The organism is Variovorax sp. V118 (assembly GCF_041154445.1).
GTDB classification, from domain to species: Bacteria; Pseudomonadota; Gammaproteobacteria; order Burkholderiales; family Burkholderiaceae_C; genus Variovorax; species Variovorax boronicumulans.
On the sequence record NZ_AP028663.1, the window covers coordinates 4,799,081 to 4,819,810 of the forward strand.

Consider the following 20,730-nt stretch of genomic DNA (forward strand, 5'->3'; position numbering starts at 1 on the left):
CGCCAGGTCCTGGCGAGACACCAGATCCAGCCAGTCCGCCTCAGCCATGTTCTTGACCGTAACGGTCGTCCCGATTTCATCATTCATGAGAGAGGCAGGGCGCTCATACCTGCCATTTGCCGATTATCCCAAGGTTTGCTGATCGGTTGCAAATCGAACCAATTCCATTCAGTTCAGTGTGCTGGTCGAGATTTGGTTGCAGCTGATGCTTGGGGGGGCTTGGCACTTGGCTCGACGAGCCAGTTCGCTTTTAGAAAAGACCAGATGGCTGAATGTGCCTGCTGACTCAACAATGCGGCGCTTGAGCCATCCGACGCGTTGATCAAGCACGCGTGGGAGATCAGGCCATGGAGAAGAGTGTGGCATGCACTAGCCACGTTGGGCGTGCGCACCGACAGCGGTGCATCCCTACTGGAGTTGATAAGCGCCATCCAATCCATGGAGAACTGCAGATGGGATTTCTTGTATGCACTCAGTGGCGACAGGTGTCGCTCCAACAAGAAATGCAGCGCCCACTCGGCAGGGTGCTCGAGGCAGGCGTCCAGGAGAGCGTCAATCGTCTCTCTCACGATCACTCGCAGGTTCCTGCCACCCCAGCGAGCCAAGGCCTCGCGCATTACCTCGCGAAGCGACTTCGTCCTCATGTGCAGGCAGACGCGCGCAAGATCGTCCTTGTCGCGGAAATACACGTAGAAGCTCCCCGAGGCCGTGCCGGCCAACGCCACGATTTCCCGGATCGTGATGGCCTCGTAAGGGCGCTCCGTCAGAAGTTGAACAAAGGCCTGCTGCAAGGCCAATGAAGTGTGGTGCGCGCGTGTCTGACGCGGTCGCCGCCTCTGTGGAGGATTCGTAGACGGAGGATGTTTGACGCCCATGCGAGTCAAGTTGAACACCTCAAAGAGGTCGCGATATTAGACTTTATGGACCACAAAGAAGCCAGCCGTTGGCCGGCTGAAGTGGCATCCAGATCAAGAGAGAAAAACCTATGAGAAAAATCGTTCTTGCCATCGCGGCAAGCGCTGTGTACTTTGCGGCCGCGGCTCAATCCGAACCCGAGCAGACCGTAAAAATCGCCTCGCTCGACATGATGTCCGGCTCCATGGCTGGCCTGGGACTGAACGTGCTCAAGGGCTTTCAACATTCGGTGCAATTGGCCAACCAGGACGGCTGGGCAGGGCGTGTGAAGCTTCAGATCGTTCCCTTCGACAACAAGTACTCGCCCCAAGAAGCACTGACGATCTTGAACATCATCATCGGGCAGGACATTCGCTACGTGGTGCAGGGTGCGAGTTCTTCGGCGGTCGGCGTGGCGCTGATGGAGGCCATTGAGCGCCACAACACACGCAACCCTGGCAAGGAGATTGTGTACCTGAACTACGCTTCTCAAGCACCAGTCATGACCAATGCCAAGTGCAGCTATTGGCACTTCCGTTTCGATGCGAATTCCGATATGAAAGTTGATTCCATGACGACGTATCTGGCGCGCCAGTCCAGCATCAAGAAGATCTACCAGATCAACCCCAACTACTCATACGGCCAGGATGTTGCAAAGGCTACGCGGGAGACTTTGGCCCGCAAGAGGCCCGAAGTCCAAGTGGTCGGCGAAGACTTCCTTCCCACAGGCCAAGTCAAAGACTTTGCTCCGTACGCGGCGAAGATTCGCCAATCGGGCGCAGACGCTGTCGTGACGGCAGGTGCGGGTCAAGACCTCTCTCTCCTGGTACGGGCCATGCGGGACGCCGGTCTGAACATCGACCTGTACACCCTGAACGCCAACACCTATGGCGTTCCGGCTGCCGTTGGCGCAGCGGGTGAAGGGCGGGTCAAGCTTGTGTCCACTTTCAGCCCGAACGACCCTCGTTTCAAAGGAGGGAAGGTGATCGATTCGTTCAAGGAGAAGTTCAACGAAGACTTCATCAATGGTGCTGGCCACAATGCTATTGTGGCGCTCTCCCAGGCCATCCGCGAGGCACGGTCCACTGATCCGATTGCAGTTGCAGCCCGTCTTGAAGGCATGAAATTCGAAGGCTTGAACGGGCCAGTCGAGCTTCGACGTGATGACCACCAGGCGCAGCAACAAGTCTTTGTAACGAGCTGGAAAAAGGTGGACGGCAAGCGGGTTGTGCACGACCAAGACGCGACGGGCTTTGGATGGATGCCCGTAGATACAGTGAATGCAGCAGATGCTGTGCTGCCGACCTCCTGCGTCATGAAGCGCCCCGCCGCCAAAGCAAACCGTTCATGAATAGAATCTGTCAACAGAAGGCCCCAATGCCCCGCATCGCAATCCCTGACGCCGAGCAACCCGCCATCGCCGCATCACTGCGAAAGTGGCTACCGCCAAACTCCGACCGTCGACCTCCGCTGATCTTTCGCCTCTTTCATGTGCATCCCGAATTGGCATCTCGCGCGCGGGTTCTAGGTGCCGGTTTTCTCGCACACCACCTTTTGCCGCTACGTGACAGGGAAATGGCCATCGACCGCGTGACGGGAAAACTTGGTGCCGCGCATGAATGGGGATTGCATGCCAGCACCTTCGGGCCCTCGGCGGAACTAAGCGAAGCCCATTTGACGTCGACAGTCCACGGTCCACATGCAACGCCCGAGCTGTGGAGCGAAGATGATCTTCGCTTCTTCGATACAGTGGACGAACTGGCTGAAAGCGCCGACTTGAATGACTCTACCTGGGCCTGGTTGGCTCAGCGCTACAGTGACGCGCAGCTTATGGAGTTCGTGCTTCTCGTTGGTTGGTATCGGACGGTTGCATCGGTATGCAATGCGTTCCGGTTGGAGGAAGACTCCGATTCGATGCCATTTCCCGTCAGCGCGACATGAGCACACTCCTCGAATTTCGTCCGGGAGAAGCTGCAATGGATCTCGTGTCGCTCATCGATGAGCATGCCCGCATCAGGACCGGGAAGGAATGCCTGCGCTCCGACAAGATCAGTTGGAGCTACGGCGCGTTCTCTGTTCAGACCCGCAAAGCCGCCAGTGCGTTGCAAGCACTGGGTGTGGGCGCAGGTGATCGTGTTGGCCTGATGTGCCTGAACACCTCGGGCTTCGTACTGGCATTGTTCGCTGCTTGGCGCCTGGGGGCGGTGGTGGTTCCCATCAACCACAAGTTGCAGACACCGGAGGTGAACTACATCCTGGGACATGCGGAGGTGAAACTCTGCGTCGTGGATGGTCAGTTGGCTCATCACGCCACCGCGGTCTCGCACAAATGCCTGTGGATCGTGACGGACTCAGAAGCCGAGCATCTCCAGTTGCTAGAGCGTCTCGTTGAGCAGGCCGATCCCCTGCCATTCGGCACCGGCGCTTCCGGCGAGTTACTGGCGGAAATTCTGTATACCTCCGGGACAACTGGCAAACCCAAAGGCTGCCTACACACCCACCGCAACGTGTTCATGACAGCGTTGTGCACGGCGACGGGAATGTCGATCACCGACGCAGACAAGTTCCTGATTGCCATGCCGATCTGGCATGCGTCGCCGTTGAACAACTGGCTTCTCGGCGTTCTGATGATGGGCGGCACCGCGGTGCTGCTCCGCGAGTACAGCCCGGAAGGATTCGTACATGCAATCAACACGCATCGCACTACCTTGGTCTTCGGTTCCCCAATCGCCTTTCTTTCTCCTCTGGGAGTTGTCAGCGAGGCCGCCCGCCATGACCTGGGACACGTGCGCGCCTGGGTCTGTGGTGGAGGGCCACTGAGCGCTGAGGTAGCGCAGCGTCTGATCCGAAGCTACCGCATGACCCAGTTCTTTCAGGTTTATGGGATGACTGAAACAGGGCCACTGGGTACTCTGTTGCCTCCAAGTGACGCATTGCGCAAAGCAGGGTCAATCGGATACGCGGGGTTGCCTGGGGTTTCCCTTCGGCTGCAACACGCTTCCGGGCGCGAGTGCGCATCAGGTGAAGTTGGTGAAATCCTTCTTCGCTCGCCAGCCTCGATGCAGGGCTATCTCAACGACTCCAAAGCGTATAAAGAGGCCTTCGATGATCAAGGCTTCTATCGAACCGGCGACCTTGCACGTAGAGATGACGACGGCTATCTCTTCATCGTGGATCGGGCCCGCGACATGATCGTCACCGGGGGCGAGAACGTCTATTCGAAGGAGGTCGAAGACGCCCTTAGCGAGCACCCGGAAATCGCCGAAGTAGCGGTACTAGGAATCCCGCATGTCGAATGGGGGGAAACAGTTGTGGCTGTCGTCGCAGGTCGCGCACAAACAAGTTTGGATGCGGAATCACTGCGCGCCTTTCTCGCGCCACGACTCGCTCGCTACAAGATTCCTCGGATTTTCTACATCCGAGAAGCAGGAGAATTGCCGCGCACGGCGACAGGCAAAGTGCGCAAACATGTGCTTCGAGACGAGCTGACGGATCGGTAGCGACATGCTTGTCGGGACTTCTGACGGTGGCACCTTCGCTTTCGAACCGTACGACCGCGGCACTGAACTGACCTTGCCCCCGAAAAACGCACCCCTTGCTGAGTGTTTCAATCCAAGCAAGGAGAGTCGAAATGACGAAGACGGCAAGAGCGCGCTACACGCTCGAATTCAAGCAGGAAGCGGTGCGGCTGGTCGAAGGCGGGCAGAGCCTTGCGGCGGCGGCGCGCACGCTGGGGTTGGTCGAGCAGACCTTGTTCAACTGGGTCAAGGCCAAGCGCGAGGGAAAGCTCAGCGGGGCCGACAGCAAGGCCGTGAGCGCAGAGCAAATGGAGATCAGTCGGCTGAGGGCTGAACTGGGTAAGCGTCCTCTCAAGACCCCTCTTGACGCTAGATCGACGGAGGTGCCCGGGTGGACCGGTTCATTGGTGTGTCCGGTGCGCTATATGGGAGATTTTTCCAACAGATCCTTCAGGAAAATCCACGGGAAGATCCCCCGGTAGTGCCCGTCGCTGAAGAAGAACTGCACGCCATAAGCGCCCACGGGCTGCATGTTTTTCAATTGAATGGTGCCGACTTCGTCCTGTCGGCCGGCTGCGCGCAGTGCCTTGCAATCTGCACAGGGGCAGCTCGAGCGAAGCAGCTTGTATGTGGCGAGATACCGCGTGCCATCCGACCAGCGGAACTCCAACGCCTCACTGGCCCGGTGATCGACGATGGACTCAGGCACCATGCGACGCGATCTGCGCGATGGCCAAGCGCACCGACTTGCGCACTTCAGGGTCGGGATCGTGCGCGGCCTGTTCGAGGCCGGGCAGCGCGGCTGCATCACCGATGTCGCCGAGCGCCAGCGCGGCTTCCTTGCGCAGGTTGCTGATGCTGTGGCCCAGCGTCGCGAGCAGCGGCGTGACGCCCTCGGCGCTGCGTAGGCGCCCCAGGCTGCGGGCCGCACGCAGGCGCACCTGCCAGTAGGCATCGTCCAGGGCCACCAGCAGCGCGGCGGTCGCGGCGGGCTGCTGCAGCTTGCCGAGCGCGGTGGCGGCTTCTTCGCGCACCTGCCAGCTCGCGTCGCGCAGTGCGGTTTCCAGCGCGACGCGCGCATCCGCATCGCCCGCCGCGAAGGCCAACGCGCCCACGGCGGCGCGGCGCACTTCGTCCACCGGGTCGGAGGCGGCAAGGCCGGCCAGCGCGGGCAGCGCGGGCGCATGTTTCAGGTAGCCGAGCACGCCGATGGCTTCGCGGCGCAGGGCGATGGCGTCGGCGGAGTCCTGCGCGGCGCGTAGTTCCTGAAGCACCGCCAGCGCGGGGCCGGCGCTGGCTGGCACGCGCAGTTCGCGCAGCGCACGCAGCACGGCGGCGCGCACCCGCGCAGGGCCGGTGCCTGCATGCGGCAGCAGCCACGCGGCCGATGCGGGCTCCTTCAGTTCGGCCAGGCTGTGGGCAGCGGCTTCGCGCACTTGCGCATCGGCATCGTCGAGCGCCGCCGCCAGCCCTTCGACGGCGGATTGGCTCTCCATGGTTTCGAGCGCCAGCGCGGCGGCGGCGCGCACGGCCGGCGTGTCGTCGCGCAGCGCCGCGACCAGCAGCGGCGTGTGCGTCTCGTCGGACAGGTCGCCCAGGTCCATCACGGCGATGCGGCGCACTTCGGCATCGGGCGAGGCCAGGCGTTCGGCAATGGCCTGCAGTTCGGGGTCGTCGAGGAGCGAGGAAGTCATTCTTTTTTTTTCTAGATGGCAAAGCGCAGCTGCGCAGCGGTGGGGGCGGCGCCGAGCGGCGTGAGGCGTTCCAGCGGTTCGCTGGCGTCCGCATGCGGATGCAGCAGCTGCAGGCAGCGCCGCTTGAGCGCAGTGAATTCGGAAGAAGTGACCAGCGACGGATCGCGCGGCCGGTGAAAACCGAGCACAAACTCGGCGACGATGCGCCCCGGCCGCGGCCCCATCACCAGCACGCGATCGCCGAGGAACAGCGCCTCGTCGATGTCGTGCGTGATGAAGACGATGGTGGTGCGCACGCGCGCCCAGGCGTCGAGCAACTGGCGCTGCATCATGAGCCGCGTCTGCGCATCGAGCGCGCCGAAGGGCTCGTCCATCAGCATCACGCGCGGACGGTTGATGAGCACCCGAGCGATCTCGGCGCGCTGCTGCATGCCGCCCGAGAGCTGCGAGGGGTAGAAGTTGGCGAAGTCGTCCAGGCCGACAAGCCGTAGCATCTCGTGCGCGCGCGCTTGGCGCTCGCTGCGGCCGATGCCCTGCATCTTCAGGCCGAAAGCGACGTTGTCGAGCACCTTCTTCCAGGGGAAGAGCGTGTGATGCTGGAAGACGAGGCCGCGGTCCGGATGCGGTCCGCAAACGGGCTCGCCGTCTACCTGGATCACACCGCCCGCAGGCGTCAGATGGCCGGCGAGTGCGCCGAGCAGCGTCGACTTTCCACAGCCCGAAGGACCGAGCAGGCAGACGAATTCGCCGGGCTCCACATGCAGCGTGATGTCCTGCACCGCATCGAAGGCCTGCGCGCCCTGGCCGAGGCGCACACGCAGGTCGTCGATGGCGATGCGGCCGGTTTGCACGTCGGCCTTCATCCGCGTTTCTCCTGTACGGCGCGCCATGGCATCAGCGATTGGCCGACCCACCGCACCAGCACGCTGCTGCCCATACCGAGCACGCCGATGAAGAGCATGCCCACCACGATGTCCGCGTAGTTCTGGATCATGTACGACATCCACGTGTAGTAGCCGATGCCAAACTGGCCCGAGATCATCTCGGCCGTGACGAGGCAGAACCAAGCGGTGCCCATGCCAATGGCGAGGCCCGTGACCACGCTCGGCAGCGCGCCTGGCAGGATCACTTCGCGGAACACCGCGAGGCGGCCCGCGCCCAGGCTGCGTGCCGAAGCGACGAGGCGCGCATCCACCACCTCCACGCCGTGCACGGTGTTGAGCAGCACAGGAAAAAGCGCCCCGACGAAGGTGATAAAGACCATCGAAGCTTCGGATGACGGGAACATCAGGATGGCCAGCGGAATCCACGCGACGGCGGGGATGGGGCGCAGCACTTCGAGCGGCGGCAGCAGCGTGTCCTCGGCCCAGTTGGCGCGGCCGATCGCAAGACCGAGCGCAACGCCCGCCACTGCCGCGAGGCCGAAGCCGATGAACACGCGGCGCAGGCTCGCCGACAGATGCTGCAGCACCAGCGGCGACTGAACTAGCGACCACGCGGATTCGGCCACCTCGCGCGGTCGCGGCACGTTCTGGAAGGTGATGAAGCCCAGGTTCATACGCTCGCGCGTGGCCAGGTGCCATGCGAGCACGCACAGGAACAGCGCGGCAATGCGCCATGTGGCGCGCGGCAGGTTGCCGTTGTTGAACAAGCTGGTCATGGTGAAGCCCGAGGAACATCAGCCGGCCAGCGCGGCGCGCACGCCGGCGAAGTCCGCCACCTTGCCACCATTTTTTGCGGCCCAGCCCTCGGCCTGATCCTTGAGCAGGAAGACATCGACCTCGCCCTTAGCGCCGAGCACGAACCACGCATCGGCCGCCAGCAGCTTGTTGCCGCTGTGGCGGTCTTGCGCATAGACCACTCGCGCCTTCTTGCCTGCCTTCTCCAGCTTCTGCAAGTCGGCGAAAGCGTTCTCGGGCGAGGCGTAGTGGCGCACCAGCGGCTCGCCGGCCACCCAGACCTGCGCCACGCGGCTCACATCGGCGATGGGCTTCCCGGTCGCTGCATCCTTCGCGACCAGCGGGGCACGGGCGTAGTTCTTTAGTTGCCTGTCGTAGTCCAGGCCCGCCTCCTTGAAGGCGGTGCGGATGTAGCCGTCCTGCACGAAGGCATTGGCATCGATGTCGTTGTCGGTGCGCTTCAACAGGCGCAGCGTGTCGAGCGATGTCTTCACCGCCTGGCGGTATTCGGGCTTCCAGCTGAGGTCGCGCGTCTGCAGGCCGAGCGGGCCGTGGAAGAGGTAATTGACTTCGGCCTCGATGCCCGTGACCTTGGTGATTAGCTCGCTGTATTTCTCAGGCTCGGCGGCCACGAGGCGGTCGGCTTCCAGCGCGGCGCGCAGGTAGGCGGTGACGACCTCGGGGTACTTCTTCGCGTACTCCTCGTCCACCAGGCTGCCGTGGAAGGTGGGCGCGTTTGCCTGCGAGCCGTCGTAGATCTTGCGGGCGAAGCCACGGTACGGAAAGAGCTCGGCGAAAGGCACGAAATCCGCATGCGCCTCGACCTTGCCGGCCTGCAGCGCGGGGCCGGCCACCTCGGGCGCCTGGGTGGTGATGTTCACGTCCTTCAGCGGGTCCCAGCCTTGCGCCTGAATCGCGCGCAGCAGCATGCCGTGCGAGGTCGAGGCGAAGGGCACCGAGATGGTCTTGCCCTTGAGTTCGGCGAGCGACTGCACCTTCGAATCCTTGGGCACAACGATACCGTTGCCGCTGCCCGTGGTGCTGCCGGAAAGCACGGTGATGAAGATGCTCTTGCGTCCCGCCTTCTGAAAGGCGGCCCCGTTGAAGCTGCCCGGAAAGTCGGCCATCGAGCCGAGGTCGAGCTTGCCCGCGACCATTTCGTTGGTGAGCGGTGCGCCGGAGGTGAAGTTCTTCCACTCGATCTGGTACTGCGCGTCCTTGTACTTGCCGGTGCGCGGCAGGTATTTCTCGAGCAGCTTCAGTTCGCGGATCAAGAGGCCGCCGGTGGCGCAGTTGATCGTGGTGTCCTGCGTGCCGATGGCGATGCGGATGGTCTCGGCCTGTGCGACCGAAACGACAGGCAGGGCCAGCAGCAGGCCAAGAGTCGCACTCCACAGCGTCAGGGTTCTCTGGGTTTTCATCGTGATGCTCCGGGTTGAAATGCGGCGGCCGCGGCTCAGCGCAGCAGGTAGGGGATGTCGACGGTGACCGCGCCGGTGGGGCAGTCTTTTTCGCAAGGCATGCAGTACCAGCACTCGTCGAACTTCATGTAGGCCTTGCCCTTGCTAAGGTCGATGGCGAGCACGTCGAGCGGGCAGACGTCCACACAGACGGTGCAGCCCTTGTGGGCGATGCATTTGTCGTCGTCCACGCGCACGGGCACGCTGGTGGGGTTGAAGGCGAGGGGCATGTGGGGTTCTCTTTTTTTGTCGCGGTGCAGTTGTGAAGGTGTCAGGCCGCGACCGGCTCGCGCACGGCGGCGGACACGCGCAGGTGCTGGTAGGCCGACATCTCGTGCGCATCGAGCGGCACGATGTAGGGATCGACCGGCCGCTTGAAGCTCACCATCGCGTCGCCTTGCTTTTGCAACTGCGTGTGGCAGAACCAGTCGCGGTCGTTGCGCTCGGGAAAGTCCACGCGGTGGTGGTAGAGGCCCCAGCGGCTCTCGGTGCGGTAGAGCGAGGCGCGCGCGGCCATCTCGGCGCAGTCGCGGATCGCATGCACTTCCATCGCGCGCATCAGCTCGTGCGGGCCGGGGGCGGCGAGCTGTTCGAGGTCTTCGTGGATCTGCTCGAAGCGCGAGAGGCCGATCTCCATCTTGCGCGTGACCTTGGGCGGCTGCAGGTAGTCGTTGACCATGCGGCGCAGCTTGTATTCGACCTGCGCGGGCGGCAGCCCGCCGCTGCGAAGGAGCGGGGCGCTGACGCGGGCGTGCTCGCGTGCGACCTGTTCTTCGTCGAGCGCGGGCAGCTCGATTTCTGCGCAATGCCTTGCAGCGCTTTCACCTGCAAGCCGGCCGTAGACAAAGGCTCCGAGCATGTAGTTGTGCGGCACGCAGGCCAGATCGCCCGCCGCATGCAGGCCTGGCACTGTCGTGCGCGCATGCTCGTCCACCCAAACGCCAGAGGCCGAATGGCCGCTGCACAGGCCGATTTCGGAGATGTGCATCTCCACCATCTGCTCGCGGTAGTCGGTGCCGCGACCGGCATGAAAGCGCCCGCGGCTCGGGCGCTCGTTGGTGTGCAGGATCTGCTCGATGGTGGCGATGGTCTCCTCGGCTAGGTGGCTCAGCTTGAGGAAGACCGGGCCGTTGCCGCCCTGCAGCTCGTTGTAGAACTCCATCATCATCTGGCCGCTCCAGTAGTCGCACTCGATGAAGCGCTCGCCCTTGTTGTTGGTGGTGTGACCGCCGAAGGGGCCGGTCACGTAGGCGCAGGCGGGGCCGTTGTAGTCCTTGATGAGCGGATTGATCTGGAAGCACTCGATGCCCGAGAGCTCCGCACCCGCGTGGTAGGCCATGCTGTAGCCGTCGCCCGCGTTGGTCGGGTTCTCGTAGGTGCCGAAAAGGTAGCCGGAGGCGGGAAGGCCGAGCCGGCCGGCCGCGCCCGTGGCAAGCACCACCGACTTGGCGCGGATCACGTGGAACTCGGCCGTGCGGCAGTCGAAGGCCATCGCGCCTGCAATGCTGCCGTCGGCCGCGGTCAGCAGACGCGTGACCACGAGGCGCTGCGACATCTCCACGCGCGTGCGCTTCAGGCGCCGGTAGAGCACGTTCTTGATGTTGTGGCCCTCGGGCATCGGCAGCACGTAGGTGCCCATGTGGTGCACCTTGCGCATCGCGTAGTCGCCGGTCTCGTCCTTCTCGAACTTGACGCCCCAGCGGTCGAGCTCCTCGATCATCGAATAGCTGTTGCGCGCATAGGCCATCACCGTCTTCTGGTTGACGATGCCGTCATTGGCGGTGGTGATTTCCTTGACGTACTGCTCGGGTGTGGCGAAGCCCGGCACCACGGCGTTGTTGAGGCCGTCCATCCCCATCGAGATGGCGCCGCTACGCTTGACGTTGGCTTTCTCGAGCAGCAGCACTTCGAGCTTCGGGTTGGCTTCCTTGGCCTTGACGGCGGCCATCGGACCGGCCGTGCCGCCGCCGATGACCAGCACGTCGACGGTGCGGGTGAGGATGTTCATGGGGTTGTCTTCGTGGGATAGCTGCGGGCGATGCGCAGGCGGTGCTGGAAGGCATCGCCGCGGAAATAGAGGTCTTCGAAATCCAGCGGTGCGCCCTCGGCTGTGTGGGTCAGTCGCTCCACGCGCAGTACGGCGGTGCCCTCGGGCACGCTCAGGGCGCGGGAGAGCACTTCGTCGGCGAGCATCGCGTCGATCTGCAGGTCGGCATGGCCGAGCGCGATGCCGTAGTCGTTCTCAAGGATCAGGAAGATGTCGCGGCCCGCGAGGTCCGCCTGCCGCAGCCGCTCGCCGATGGCGTGGGGCAGGTAAGTCACCTCGTAGGACACCGGGGCGCGGTTGAGGTGGCGCACGCGCTTTATCTGCGCGACCGGCGTGCCCTCGGGCAGGCCCAGGCGCTGCGCTACGCGCGGCGAGGCTGGCACGGTCTTGTGGCTGGTGACCTGGTTGCGGATCTCGTAGCCCATGCGGCCCATTGATTCGGCAAAACCCTCGAGTTGGCCCAGCTGCTGGAAGGCCTTGGGTTTGGCGACGAAGGTGCCCTTGCCCGGGATCTTGAAGATCAGGTTCTCGCGCTGCAGGTCGCTGAGCGCCTGCCGCACCGTGATGCGGCTGACTTTGAACAGCGCGACCATTTCGCTTTCGGAGGGCAGTTGCGCATGTGGTGCGTAGGTGCCGTCGAGGATGCGCTCGCGCAGTGTCTCGCGCACCTGGGTGTAGAGCGGGACGGGAGAAAAGGCGATGGGCGCGAGCGCCCTGGCGGTAGACATGCGGCTGACCTGTTATGACCAGTTCAATGAGGCCAGATGGTAGTCAGCGATACTTTTTTCGTTAAATAACGAAAACATGCTTCGATATGCGGAAATTGGTGCATCATGGTCAGCCCCTGGGCTTGCTGGGTGCGCCAACGGCATATTGATCCACGTATTCCTTCTTTGTGCGCCGCGCTGCGCGTTGACACGATCGCTCTCTTTGCCTTGCAAGGTGGACGACTATGGGCGCAAGAACTTTCTAGCGGCAGCTTCCCTCCCGGGGCCATGACTCCGTTCAGCACCAGGTGGACGTGCTAGTCATCGACGGCGGCCCGGCTGGCGCCTAAGTTGCGGTGAGCACAGCTGAGCAGGGCGTGCACGTGCTGTTGGCCGACAAGAGCTTCTGCGGCACCTCGGGGCCACTGCGTCTTCGGGTACTGGTCTCTTGCATGTATCGCTCGACGGCAAGGCACACGAAGAGGCCTAGGACAGCCGCCTCGCGATGGGCGGCCACCTGGCCGAGCACGCCTGGATGAACCGGGGGCTCGAACTGACTTGGGCCAATGTCGAGCGGCTCAAGGGCTTGGGCTATCCATTTCCCTCCGGCGATCAGAGCGCGCTGCGCTGCAAGGTGCCGACTACATGCGGCTGATGCGCAAGCGCGTGAAGGAATCGGGTGCACACATCCTCGAGCACAGCACCGTCTACGGTGCCACCGGCGTGAACCGCCAGAGCAGCGACACCTGGGGGGGTGAGGGCCGGCGCGGTTGTTATCGCCACCGGCGGCTGCGCTTTCCTGAGGCGCGTGCTGGGCAGCAACGTGCTCACTGGTGATGGCCAGCTGATGGCCGCTCTCGGACATGGAGTTCTCGAACGCCTACGGGCTCGGCCCAACGTTCTCGTCGATCACGAAATCGCAGTTCTACAACTGGGCGACCTTCTGCGCGGCCGGCGGCGTGGCGGTCGAAGGGGCGGGCTCGTCCAAAGGGCGCGGCGTGATCGCGTAGACGCGCAATCACAACCGGCGTTCGCCTGCCTGGACCTTGCCGACGCACAGATCTGCGCATGGACGCGGACCGCGCAATCCAACTTCTTTTTTCTCATTCGACCGGCAGGGCATTGACCCGTTCACGCAGCACTTTCCGGTGACGCTGCGACTCGAAGACACAGTGCGCGGCACCGGCGGGCTGCACCTGGTGGACGACACCTACGCCACGTCGTTGCTGAACAGGATTTACGGCAGCATGGCTCGCAGCCGCCTCTCCGGCCCAATGTTTGGGCGTCCGCCCTTGACGTCGGCCTCGTACATCCGAGAGAACAACGCGTCCGTCTCGGCCGGCGCCTCATTGACCATCACCTGGATGCGGCGCAGCGGGTGATCGGCGGGAACGCAATGGTCCGGCCGTCGCATGGTGAATGAGTCTGGGCCGCGCATCGGGTTGGGCTGTTGTTGGGCTACAAGAACAACGCGCAGGCAATCTTCATGGTCAGGTATTTCTGCCGCCTGTTAAGAAGATTCACGCATGTCGAAACAACGATTCCGTTGTTCACTCCTGCGGCGCGCGACCACAGAATCTGCGGCTTCCGGCATTGCCTGCCCACGTCATGAACGAACAGAGGAGTCCCCGATGAGCGACAGCGCACCCCCTTCATCCATCGACACGAGCTTCGGCGATCTGCGCATTCGGCGCGTGGCGGGCCACATCGGCGGCGAGGTGCAGAACCTGAAGCTCTCCGCCGATCTTTCTGCGGGAGAGATCGCGCACGTCGAGGCCGCCCTCGTGAAGCACAAGGTGCTGTTCTTCCGCGGCCAGGGCCATCTGGACGACGCCGCGCACCAGGCCTTCGGCGCGCGCTTCGGCCGCACGGTGGCGCACCCCACGGTGCCCTCGCCCACGGGCACGAAGCTCTTCGAGCTCGACGCCTCCAAGGGCGGTGGGCGCGCCGATTCGTGGCACACCGACGTGACCTTCGTCGATGCGTTTCCGAAGATCTCGATCCTGCGCGGCGTGAAGATTCCGGCCTACGGCGGCGACACCGTGTGGGCCAACACAGCCGTCGCCTACGAGCGCTTGCCCACGCAGCTCAAGCAGCTGGCCGACCAGCTCTGGGCCGTGCACAGCAACGACTACGACTACGGCGCCGACCGCGTGCTGGTGGAAGAAGATCGCCTGCGCCACCACCGCAACGTGTTCGTCTCGGCCGTGTACGAGGCCGAGCATCCGGTGGTGCATGTGCATCCGGTGTCGGGCGAGCGTGCGCTGCTGCTCGGGCATTTCGTGAAGAAGCTGGAGGGGCTGTCGAGTGCCGAGTCGGCGCGCCTCTTCGAGCTGCTGCAGAACCGCGTGACACGCCTCGAAAACACCGTGCGCTGGAGCTGGCAACAGGACGACGTGGCGATCTGGGACAACCGCGCCACGCAGCACTTCGCGATCAACGACTACGGCAACCAGCCGCGCCTGGTGCGACGCGTGACGGTGCATGGCGAAGCCGCCGTGGCCATCGACGGCCGGCGCAGCAGAACGCGCAGCCGGCCCGAGGCCACGAACGACGCGCGCATCGACGAAGTCATTTCCGCCTCTGCCTGAAGCCCCCGCATTCCATGACATCCCCCTCCCCCTTCGGGCTGCATCGGCGTAGCCTGCTCAAGACATCGGCCGCGCTTGGCGCCGCATCGCTTCTTCTTCCCGGGCTCACTGCGGCACAAGGTGGTGCGAAGAAGTTCGCGGGCGTCACACTGAACGTGTCGACCTTCAGCGCCACTTATCCCAAGCTGCTGCAGCAGTGGCTGCCGGAGTTCGAGGCGCTCACGGGCGCCAAGGTGAACTTCGACGCGCCCTCCTTTCCGGTCTACAACCAGCGTGTCGACCTGGAGCTTTCGACACGGGGTTCGGCGTACGACGTGGTCAACGTTACCTTCATCTACTCGAGCCGCTGGATCAACTCGGGCTGGCTCACGCCGCTCGACGACTACATCCGGAACCCAAACCTCACGAGCGCCGACTGGGACCTGAACGACTTCCTGCCCGGCGCCCGCGCGCCCGAGACCGGCAAGGACGGCAAGCTCTACGGCATTCCCTGGACCGCCGAAGCGCTGCTCACGGCCTCGTCGCGCTTCGACCTGCTGGAGAAGGCGGGCTTCGCGTTCCCCGACACCACCGACGATCTTGTGAAAGTGCTGCGAGCAGTCCACAAGAAAGACCGGGTGGCCGGCTTCGTGGCCGACAACCACTACGGCTGGACCTTCGTGCCTTATTTGCACGCGTTTGGCGGCGACGTGTTCCGCAAGGCACCGGACGACCTGTTTCCGACGCTGGACACGCCCGAGGCCATTGCCGCCGGCGAGTACTACGCAAACCTGCTGCGCGAGTTTGGCCCCGACGGTGCCATTACCTACCAGCCCGACCAGGTCACACAGGCCCTGAAGCTCGGCCGCGTCAACTTCACCGACGCCGGACAACTGCACCTGGCCCAACTGGGCGATGCGGCAACCAGCAAGACATTGAAGACCGTCAGGTTCGGCCAGGTTCCGAAAGGCCCGGCGGGTCGCTTTCCGGGCACCGCCGTGCATGGGCTCGGCATTCCGGCCGGCTCGAAGAACAAGGAAGCGGCGTGGGCCTTCATCCAGTGGGCGCTGAGCAAGCAGACCACGCGCAAGGCGGTGGCCGCGGGCTACGGCTCGCCGGCGCGCCGCTCGGACATCGACTCGGCCGAGTTCCGCCAGAAGCAGGTCATCAACGGCAGCGACCTGGCCAAGCTCTCGCTCGACGCCATCGAATTGGCTTCGAAGACGGGCCACATGAAGTACCGCACGGTGTCGGTCTATCCGCAGATCGACCAGCAACTGAACAAGGCCATCGAACTGATCGCGAGCAACCAGCTGTCGGCCAAGCAGGCGTTTCAGCAGGCGCAAGCGAACTCGATTGCCGAACTCAAGCGCGCCGGCATCAAGCTGTGAAGCCCTGAGCCATGGCCTTCGCTCTTTCCGCGCCGGGCTGGCAGGCCGAGCGGCGCCGGGCCTTCCTGCTGGGCCTGTCGCCGTCGCTGACGGTGTTGCTCGTCATCACGCTGGTGCCGGCCGTGGCGCTGCTGGTGGCGAGCTTCACGCCGCTCAGCCTCACCGACCCGGCGGCCACCTTCCGCTTCGACGATCCGCTGGTCAACTACCGGCAGCTGCTGCACGACAACCGCTTCCTCGGTTCCATCGCGGTGCAGTTCAAGCTGTCGGCATCGAGCGTGGTACTGCAGTTGCTGGTGGGCCTCGGGCTCGCGCTGTTGCTCAACGGGAAGTCGCGCGTGCTCGACGGCGCGCGCACGCTGTTCCTCATTCCGATGGTGCTGCCGCCGATCGTCGTCGCGCTGATCTGGAAGATCATGTACACGCCCGATGTGAGCCCCATGCACCGCGTGCTCGAGCACCTGGGCCTGCCGGTGCGCTCGCTCATCGCCAACCCCGACACGGCGCTCTGGGCCATTTCGTTGGCCGACACCTGGCAATGGTTTCCGTTCACCATGCTGATGGTGCTGGCCTCGCTGCAGATGATTCCGGACGATCCGCTGGAGGCCGCACGGCTCGAAGGCGCCAACCGCTGGCAACTGTTTCGCTACATCGTGTTCCCCTACATCCGGCCGGTGCTGGTGGTGTGCGGCCTCTTCCGGCTCATCGACAGCTTCAAGGCCTTTCCGCTCATCTACGTGCTGACCAACGGCGGGCCGGGCAACGTGAGCGAGGTCACCAACTACTACGGCTTCATCCAGGCCTTCAACTTCTCGTACTGGGGCTACGCGAGCGCCATCGCCACGGTGATGCTGGTGGGCGTGTTCGTGCTGAGCTGGCTGGTCGGCAAACTCGGATGGAGCGACCATGAACAGCATTAGCCGTATGCTCGACGCCGCCGACCTGGCCGGCACGCACGAAGAAGGCGCCGGCATCGGCACTACAGGCCGTCGCCGCGCGCCGTGGTGGCACACCCACAGCCGCTCGCTCACGGTCGCCGTGCTGGTGCTGCTCGTGCTGTCGCCGTTCCTGTGGCTGGTGCAGCTCGCCTTCAAGCCTGTGGCCGACATCTTCGACGACGCCCTGCTCTTCGTGCCCACGCTGGACGGCTTCGCGAGCCTCTTGCAGGGCAACTTCCTCAAGTCGTTCGGCAACAGCCTGCTGGTGAGCACGCTGTCGACCGGTTTCTCGCTGGTGATCGGCGTGCCCGCGGCCTATGCGCTCACGCGCTGGAAATTCAAGGGTCGCGACCGCATCGCGCTGTGGATTCTGGTGACGCGCATGGCGCCGCCCATCGCCTTCACCATTCCGTTCTTCCTCGCCTACCAGTACCTCGGGCTGCAGGACACGGTGATCGGGCTAGCCATCGTGTACCTCACGTTCAACCTCGCGATCGTCATCTGGCTCATGCAGACCTTCTTCGAGGCGGTGCCCGCATCGCTCGAAGAGGCCGCATGGATCGACGGCTGCGGCGTCTGGCAGGCGTTCTGGCGCGTGGCCTTGCCGCTCACCGCGCCGGGCCTCGCCGCCACTGCGGTGATGTGCTTCATCTTCTCGTGGAACGATTTCTTCTACGCGCTGATCCTCACGCGCACCAACGCCATCACCGCGCCCGTGGCCATCGTCAACTTCCTGCAGTACGAAGGCTGGGAATGGACCAAGATCGCCGCAAGCGGCACGCTGGTGATGCTGCCGGTGATCGTCTTCACGGTGCTGGTGCGCAAGTACCTCGTGCGCGGGCTGACGGCCGGCGGCGTCAAGGACTGATGCAGGCCTTCGAAAACAGCAACCCACATAAGAAACTCATGGCCTCCATCATCATCCGCAAGCTCTTCAAGCAGTTCGGCAGCACGCCGGTGATCCGCGGCATCGACATCGACATTCGCGACGGCGAGTTCGTGGCGCTCGTCGGTCCGAGCGGCTGCGGCAAGTCGACGCTGCTGCGCGTGATTGCCGGGCTGGAAACCGCCGAGGGTGGCGACGTCCTGCTGGGCGACCGCCGCCTCAACGACACCGCGCCGTGCGACCGCGACGTGGCGATGGTGTTCCAGAACTACGCGCTCTACCCGCACATGACCGTGGCGCAGAACCTGGGCTTCGGCCTGAAGATCCAGGGCATCGCGAAAGACCAGATCGCCCGCCGCGTGCAGCAGGCGGCCGACACACTGGGCCTGGGCGAGCTCCTGCATCGGCACCCGCGCCAGCTCTCGGGCGGCCAGCGCCAGCGCGTGGCCATGGGCCGGGCCATCGTGCGCCAGCCGCAGGCTTTCCTGTTCGACGAGCCGCTGTCGAACCTCGACGCCAAGCTGCGCGTGCAGATGCGCACCGAGATCAAGGCGCTGCACCAGCGGCTGGGCACGACCACGGTGTACGTCACCCATGACCAGGTCGAAGCGATGACCATGGCCGACCGCATCGTGGTGCTGAAGGAAGGAAAAGTCGAACAGATCGGTGAGCCGCTCGCCCTGTACGACCGCCCGCGCAACGCCTTCGTGGCCGGCTTCATCGGTTCGCCCGCGATGAATTTCATTCCCGGCCGGTTGCAGCTCGACGGCGCACCGCATGTGTTGACGGACGACGGCCTGCGGCTGCCGCTGGCCAACGCATCGAGCGGCACACACGGCGACCGCGTGCTCTACGGCACGCGCCCGGAGAACTTCACCCTCAACGCCGGGCAGGGCCTGCCCGCCGACGTGGTGGTGGTCGAGCCGACCGGTTCGGAAACGCAGGTGGCGCTGCGCCTGGGCGGCCATCCGGTGATGGCCGCCTTCCGCGACCGCATCGACGCCCGCCCCGGCGAGCGGCTGCCGCTGTGGCCTGTGGCAGCGAAGGCGCATCTTTTCGACGCAGCAGGCGGGCAGCGGCTCAACTAACGCGCTGGCCAGGGCCTCGCCTGCTCATCGGCGTCTACGGCCGCCGCTGCATCGTTGAGACTCCGCCTCGACGGCCGCAGTCGCGCCCACGAATTCACAATGGCTGGCAGCAGCGGATCGATGGCCCACACGAACGGACCAGCACTGGATCTGACCACGCTGGCGAATCGTTCCCGAAGCCAAAAGCACGTGGTTTCATATCACTATCGGTGGGATCGTGCGAAGGCGGAACAAGGACATGACCTGTTTGAGAGCATGAATGCGCCATCTGTCATTTTTCGGCCACGCCCCCGCGCGCTTGCTTGCGCGACATATCTCGCCCGCCGCTCTACAACCCGTTTTCTCTCACAGTTTGAGCGGCGAGGAACCACGGCATCAAATTGCGAACGCCTCAAGAAACCAGCTCTGGGCGATGCCAATGCCGGACTTCGCGGGCCAATCGACGATAACCAAAGTCACGAAAATACCCCCTTGCCGTTTGTCGGTCGGCCCACCAGTAATCGAAATCCCGGGCCATCGCCGGTTGAGCTGGCGCAATTCCCGCATGCCCACAACGCGCTTACATCCTTCTCCTTGGCGATGACTACTTCTCAGGTGTACCAACTTGGCTCCGGGATCTGCCCTCTCAGCGCATAGGCTCCCACCTCGCGCCGCTTGTAGGCGATGGGGTCATGCAGCGAATGCGTGCGGATGTTGCGCCAGAAGATGTCCAGGCCCACCGCGTTCGAGGTGGCACGCGCGCCAGTGACCTCGAACACCTTGGTGCCGATCTCCAGCCCGATGTCGACCGCCGCCTGCTTGGCCGCCGCAATGCGCACCGCCACGCGCCCGCGGGCCTCGGGTGTCAGGGCATCGCGCTCGGCGTGCAGCAGCGCGGAGATTTCCGCGCCGGCTGAGTTGGCGAGTTCTTCCGCCGCCCACAGGCGCGATTGCAGCGTGCCGTAGGCCTCCAGGATGTACCACTCATCGCTCGCAGCCTCCTTGTTGTCCCCGCCGTAGGGCCAGGCGCGCGTCTTCTCGCGCGTGTAGCCCGCGGCCGTCTTCAGCGCGCCCTCGGCAATGCCCAGGTAGAAGTTCGCGAACACGAGCTGGATCGCAGGCAGGTTCAGCGTCTCGTAGGTGCGGCTCTGGTAGACCTTGTCGACATAGCCCGCGGCGCTCGCCCAGTCGATGCGCACGTCCTCGATGATCACGCCGCCCGATTCGGACAGGCGCTGGCCCAGGTGGTCCCAATCGTCGAGGTAACGGATGCCGTCCTGCTTCGACGGCACGATCGCGAAGATGTGTTTGTCGGTGCCTTGCAGCACGCCTTCGAGCACGGTGAGGTCCGAGACCTTCGAGCCGGTCGAGAACGACTTGCGGCCGTTGTAGGCCAGCTGTCCGTCGACCTCGGTGATCACCAGATCACCGTCGCGCGGATTCACCGCGCCGCCGAAGAACAGGTCGTTGGCCGTGTAGAGCGCCTCCACCGCGTCGATCTGTTCCGACGTACCCACCAGGTGCACCGCCCAGGCCCAGAGGTAGTGGTAGCCCAGCAGCTGGCCGATAGAGCCGTCGCCCGAGGCCACGATGCGGATCACCTTATAGGCCGTGTCCCAGGACTGCCCCGCCCCGCCATGCTGTACCGGGCCGAGCAGCGTGGTAAGGCCCGCGTCCTTGAGCAGCTGCACTTCGGCCGTGGGCACCGCCTGCTGGCGGTCGCGCGCGACCTGGTCGACCGCGAGGATGGCGGCCACCTCGGCGGCGCGGGCCAGCCACTGGGGTGCGTCGGCCGGACGCGGCTTGCCTTGCCAGGGCGAGGTCTTGAGCGCTTGCTCGAGCGTGAGGCTCATGGTGCGAGCTCCTGATGAAACGGATG

Annotated in this window: 21 protein-coding genes and 2 pseudogenes; 12 read left to right on the top strand and 11 right to left on the bottom strand. The window is 64.2% G+C overall.

The genetic code is table 11. The features are described 5' to 3' along the window. Positions 1 to 173: 173 nt before the first annotated feature. Positions 174 to 797, bottom strand: coding sequence for a TetR/AcrR family transcriptional regulator (locus ACAM52_RS22355; protein ID WP_369644605.1), 624 nt, complete (start codon positions 795 to 797; stop codon positions 174 to 176). A 188-nt stretch (positions 798 to 985) separates the two neighbouring features. Here ACAM52_RS22355 and ACAM52_RS22360 point away from each other — a divergent pair, with 188 nt between their 5' ends. The 4 genes and pseudogenes from ACAM52_RS22360 to ACAM52_RS22375 all read left to right on the top strand — a co-directional run. Continuing rightward, a complete protein-coding gene (locus ACAM52_RS22360) occupies positions 986 to 2,245 on the top strand; it encodes a branched-chain amino acid ABC transporter substrate-binding protein (RefSeq protein ID WP_369631438.1) in 1,260 nt (419 codons plus the stop codon). Positions 2,246 to 2,271: 26 nt separating this feature from the next. Next, positions 2,272 to 2,835, top strand: coding sequence for a hypothetical protein (locus ACAM52_RS22365; protein WP_369631437.1), 564 nt, complete (start codon positions 2,272 to 2,274; stop codon positions 2,833 to 2,835). Continuing rightward, positions 2,832 to 4,394, top strand: coding sequence for a class I adenylate-forming enzyme family protein (locus ACAM52_RS22370; RefSeq protein ID WP_369631436.1), 1,563 nt, complete (start codon positions 2,832 to 2,834; stop codon positions 4,392 to 4,394). The genes ACAM52_RS22365 and ACAM52_RS22370 overlap by 4 nt, the downstream gene beginning before the upstream one ends. A gap of 131 nt (positions 4,395 to 4,525) precedes the next feature. Next, positions 4,526 to 4,756 (top strand): annotated as a pseudogene (locus tag ACAM52_RS22375) (transposase); the annotation flags it as partial. A gap of 77 nt (positions 4,757 to 4,833) precedes the next feature. Here ACAM52_RS22375 and ACAM52_RS22380 read toward each other — a convergent pair. From ACAM52_RS22380 to ACAM52_RS22415, 8 genes are read right to left on the bottom strand one after another with little or no spacing between them, the layout of a single operon-like run. Continuing rightward, on the bottom strand, positions 4,834 to 5,220 hold the full coding sequence (locus ACAM52_RS22380; RefSeq protein WP_369632864.1) for a gamma-butyrobetaine hydroxylase-like domain-containing protein: 387 nt from the start codon (positions 5,218 to 5,220) through the stop codon (positions 4,834 to 4,836). Continuing rightward, positions 5,114 to 6,106 carry a HEAT repeat domain-containing protein gene (locus ACAM52_RS22385; RefSeq protein WP_369631434.1) on the bottom strand — a complete coding sequence of 331 codons (993 nt, stop codon included), beginning with the start codon at positions 6,104 to 6,106 and terminating at the stop codon, positions 5,114 to 5,116. The genes ACAM52_RS22380 and ACAM52_RS22385 overlap by 107 nt, the downstream gene beginning before the upstream one ends. Before the next feature lie 11 nt (positions 6,107 to 6,117). Continuing rightward, positions 6,118 to 6,969, bottom strand: a complete 852-nt coding sequence (locus tag ACAM52_RS22390; protein WP_369631433.1) for an ABC transporter ATP-binding protein — start codon at positions 6,967 to 6,969, stop codon at positions 6,118 to 6,120. Beyond that, positions 6,966 to 7,766, bottom strand: coding sequence for an ABC transporter permease (locus tag ACAM52_RS22395; protein ID WP_369631432.1), 801 nt, complete (start codon positions 7,764 to 7,766; stop codon positions 6,966 to 6,968). The genes ACAM52_RS22390 and ACAM52_RS22395 overlap by 4 nt, the downstream gene beginning before the upstream one ends. Positions 7,767 to 7,784: 18 nt before the next feature. Continuing rightward, entirely contained in the window at positions 7,785 to 9,206 is a 1,422-nt protein-coding gene (locus tag ACAM52_RS22400; protein WP_369631431.1) for an ABC transporter substrate-binding protein, read from the bottom strand. Positions 9,207 to 9,241: 35 nt separating this feature from the next. Next, positions 9,242 to 9,475, bottom strand: coding sequence for a ferredoxin family protein (locus ACAM52_RS22405; RefSeq protein WP_286542440.1), 234 nt, complete (start codon positions 9,473 to 9,475; stop codon positions 9,242 to 9,244). 41 nt (positions 9,476 to 9,516) lie between these two features. Beyond that, positions 9,517 to 11,253, bottom strand: coding sequence for a fumarate reductase/succinate dehydrogenase flavoprotein subunit (locus ACAM52_RS22410; RefSeq protein WP_369631430.1), 1,737 nt, complete (start codon positions 11,251 to 11,253; stop codon positions 9,517 to 9,519). Further along, positions 11,250 to 12,020, bottom strand: coding sequence for a GntR family transcriptional regulator (locus ACAM52_RS22415; RefSeq protein WP_369631429.1), 771 nt, complete (start codon positions 12,018 to 12,020; stop codon positions 11,250 to 11,252). The genes ACAM52_RS22410 and ACAM52_RS22415 overlap by 4 nt, the downstream gene beginning before the upstream one ends. A gap of 484 nt (positions 12,021 to 12,504) precedes the next feature. Here ACAM52_RS22415 and ACAM52_RS22420 point away from each other — a divergent pair, with 484 nt between their 5' ends. The 3 genes from ACAM52_RS22420 to ACAM52_RS22430 are packed head-to-tail and all read left to right on the top strand — an operon-like array spanning position 12,505 to position 13,009. Continuing rightward, the gene (locus ACAM52_RS22420) at positions 12,505 to 12,654 is read left to right on the top strand and encodes a hypothetical protein (protein WP_369631428.1); all 150 of its coding nucleotides are present in this window, start codon (positions 12,505 to 12,507) and stop codon (positions 12,652 to 12,654) included. Then, entirely contained in the window at positions 12,645 to 12,836 is a 192-nt protein-coding gene (locus ACAM52_RS22425) for a hypothetical protein (RefSeq protein WP_369631427.1), read from the top strand. The genes ACAM52_RS22420 and ACAM52_RS22425 overlap by 10 nt, the downstream gene beginning before the upstream one ends. A 26-nt stretch (positions 12,837 to 12,862) precedes the next feature. Then, entirely contained in the window at positions 12,863 to 13,009 is a 147-nt protein-coding gene (locus tag ACAM52_RS22430) for a hypothetical protein (RefSeq protein WP_369631426.1), read from the top strand. A 230-nt stretch (positions 13,010 to 13,239) separates the two neighbouring features. Here the strand turns inward: ACAM52_RS22430 and ACAM52_RS22435 are convergent. Continuing rightward, a pseudogene (locus ACAM52_RS22435) lies at positions 13,240 to 13,437 on the bottom strand (IS5/IS1182 family transposase); the annotation flags it as partial. Between the two features lie 193 nt (positions 13,438 to 13,630). Here ACAM52_RS22435 and ACAM52_RS22440 point away from each other — a divergent pair. From ACAM52_RS22440 to ACAM52_RS22460, 5 genes are read left to right on the top strand one after another with little or no spacing between them, the layout of a single operon-like run. Continuing rightward, the gene (locus tag ACAM52_RS22440; RefSeq protein ID WP_369631425.1) at positions 13,631 to 14,590 is read left to right on the top strand and encodes a TauD/TfdA dioxygenase family protein; all 960 of its coding nucleotides are present in this window, start codon (positions 13,631 to 13,633) and stop codon (positions 14,588 to 14,590) included. A 14-nt stretch (positions 14,591 to 14,604) separates the two neighbouring features. Next, positions 14,605 to 15,960, top strand: coding sequence for an ABC transporter substrate-binding protein (locus tag ACAM52_RS22445; protein ID WP_369631424.1), 1,356 nt, complete (start codon positions 14,605 to 14,607; stop codon positions 15,958 to 15,960). 11 nt (positions 15,961 to 15,971) lie between these two features. Further along, a complete protein-coding gene (locus tag ACAM52_RS22450) occupies positions 15,972 to 16,880 on the top strand; it encodes a carbohydrate ABC transporter permease (protein ID WP_369631423.1) in 909 nt (302 codons plus the stop codon). Beyond that, positions 16,867 to 17,766, top strand: coding sequence for a carbohydrate ABC transporter permease (locus ACAM52_RS22455; protein ID WP_369631422.1), 900 nt, complete (start codon positions 16,867 to 16,869; stop codon positions 17,764 to 17,766). Before ACAM52_RS22450 ends, ACAM52_RS22455 begins: the two co-directional genes overlap by 14 nt. Before the next feature lie 38 nt (positions 17,767 to 17,804). Next, entirely contained in the window at positions 17,805 to 18,872 is a 1,068-nt protein-coding gene (locus ACAM52_RS22460; protein ID WP_369631421.1) for an ABC transporter ATP-binding protein, read from the top strand. Between the two features lie 590 nt (positions 18,873 to 19,462). Here ACAM52_RS22460 and ACAM52_RS22465 read toward each other — a convergent pair. After that, the gene (locus tag ACAM52_RS22465) at positions 19,463 to 20,704 is read right to left on the bottom strand and encodes an acyl-CoA dehydrogenase family protein (RefSeq protein ID WP_369631420.1); all 1,242 of its coding nucleotides are present in this window, start codon (positions 20,702 to 20,704) and stop codon (positions 19,463 to 19,465) included. Positions 20,705 to 20,730: the final 26 nt, after the last annotated feature.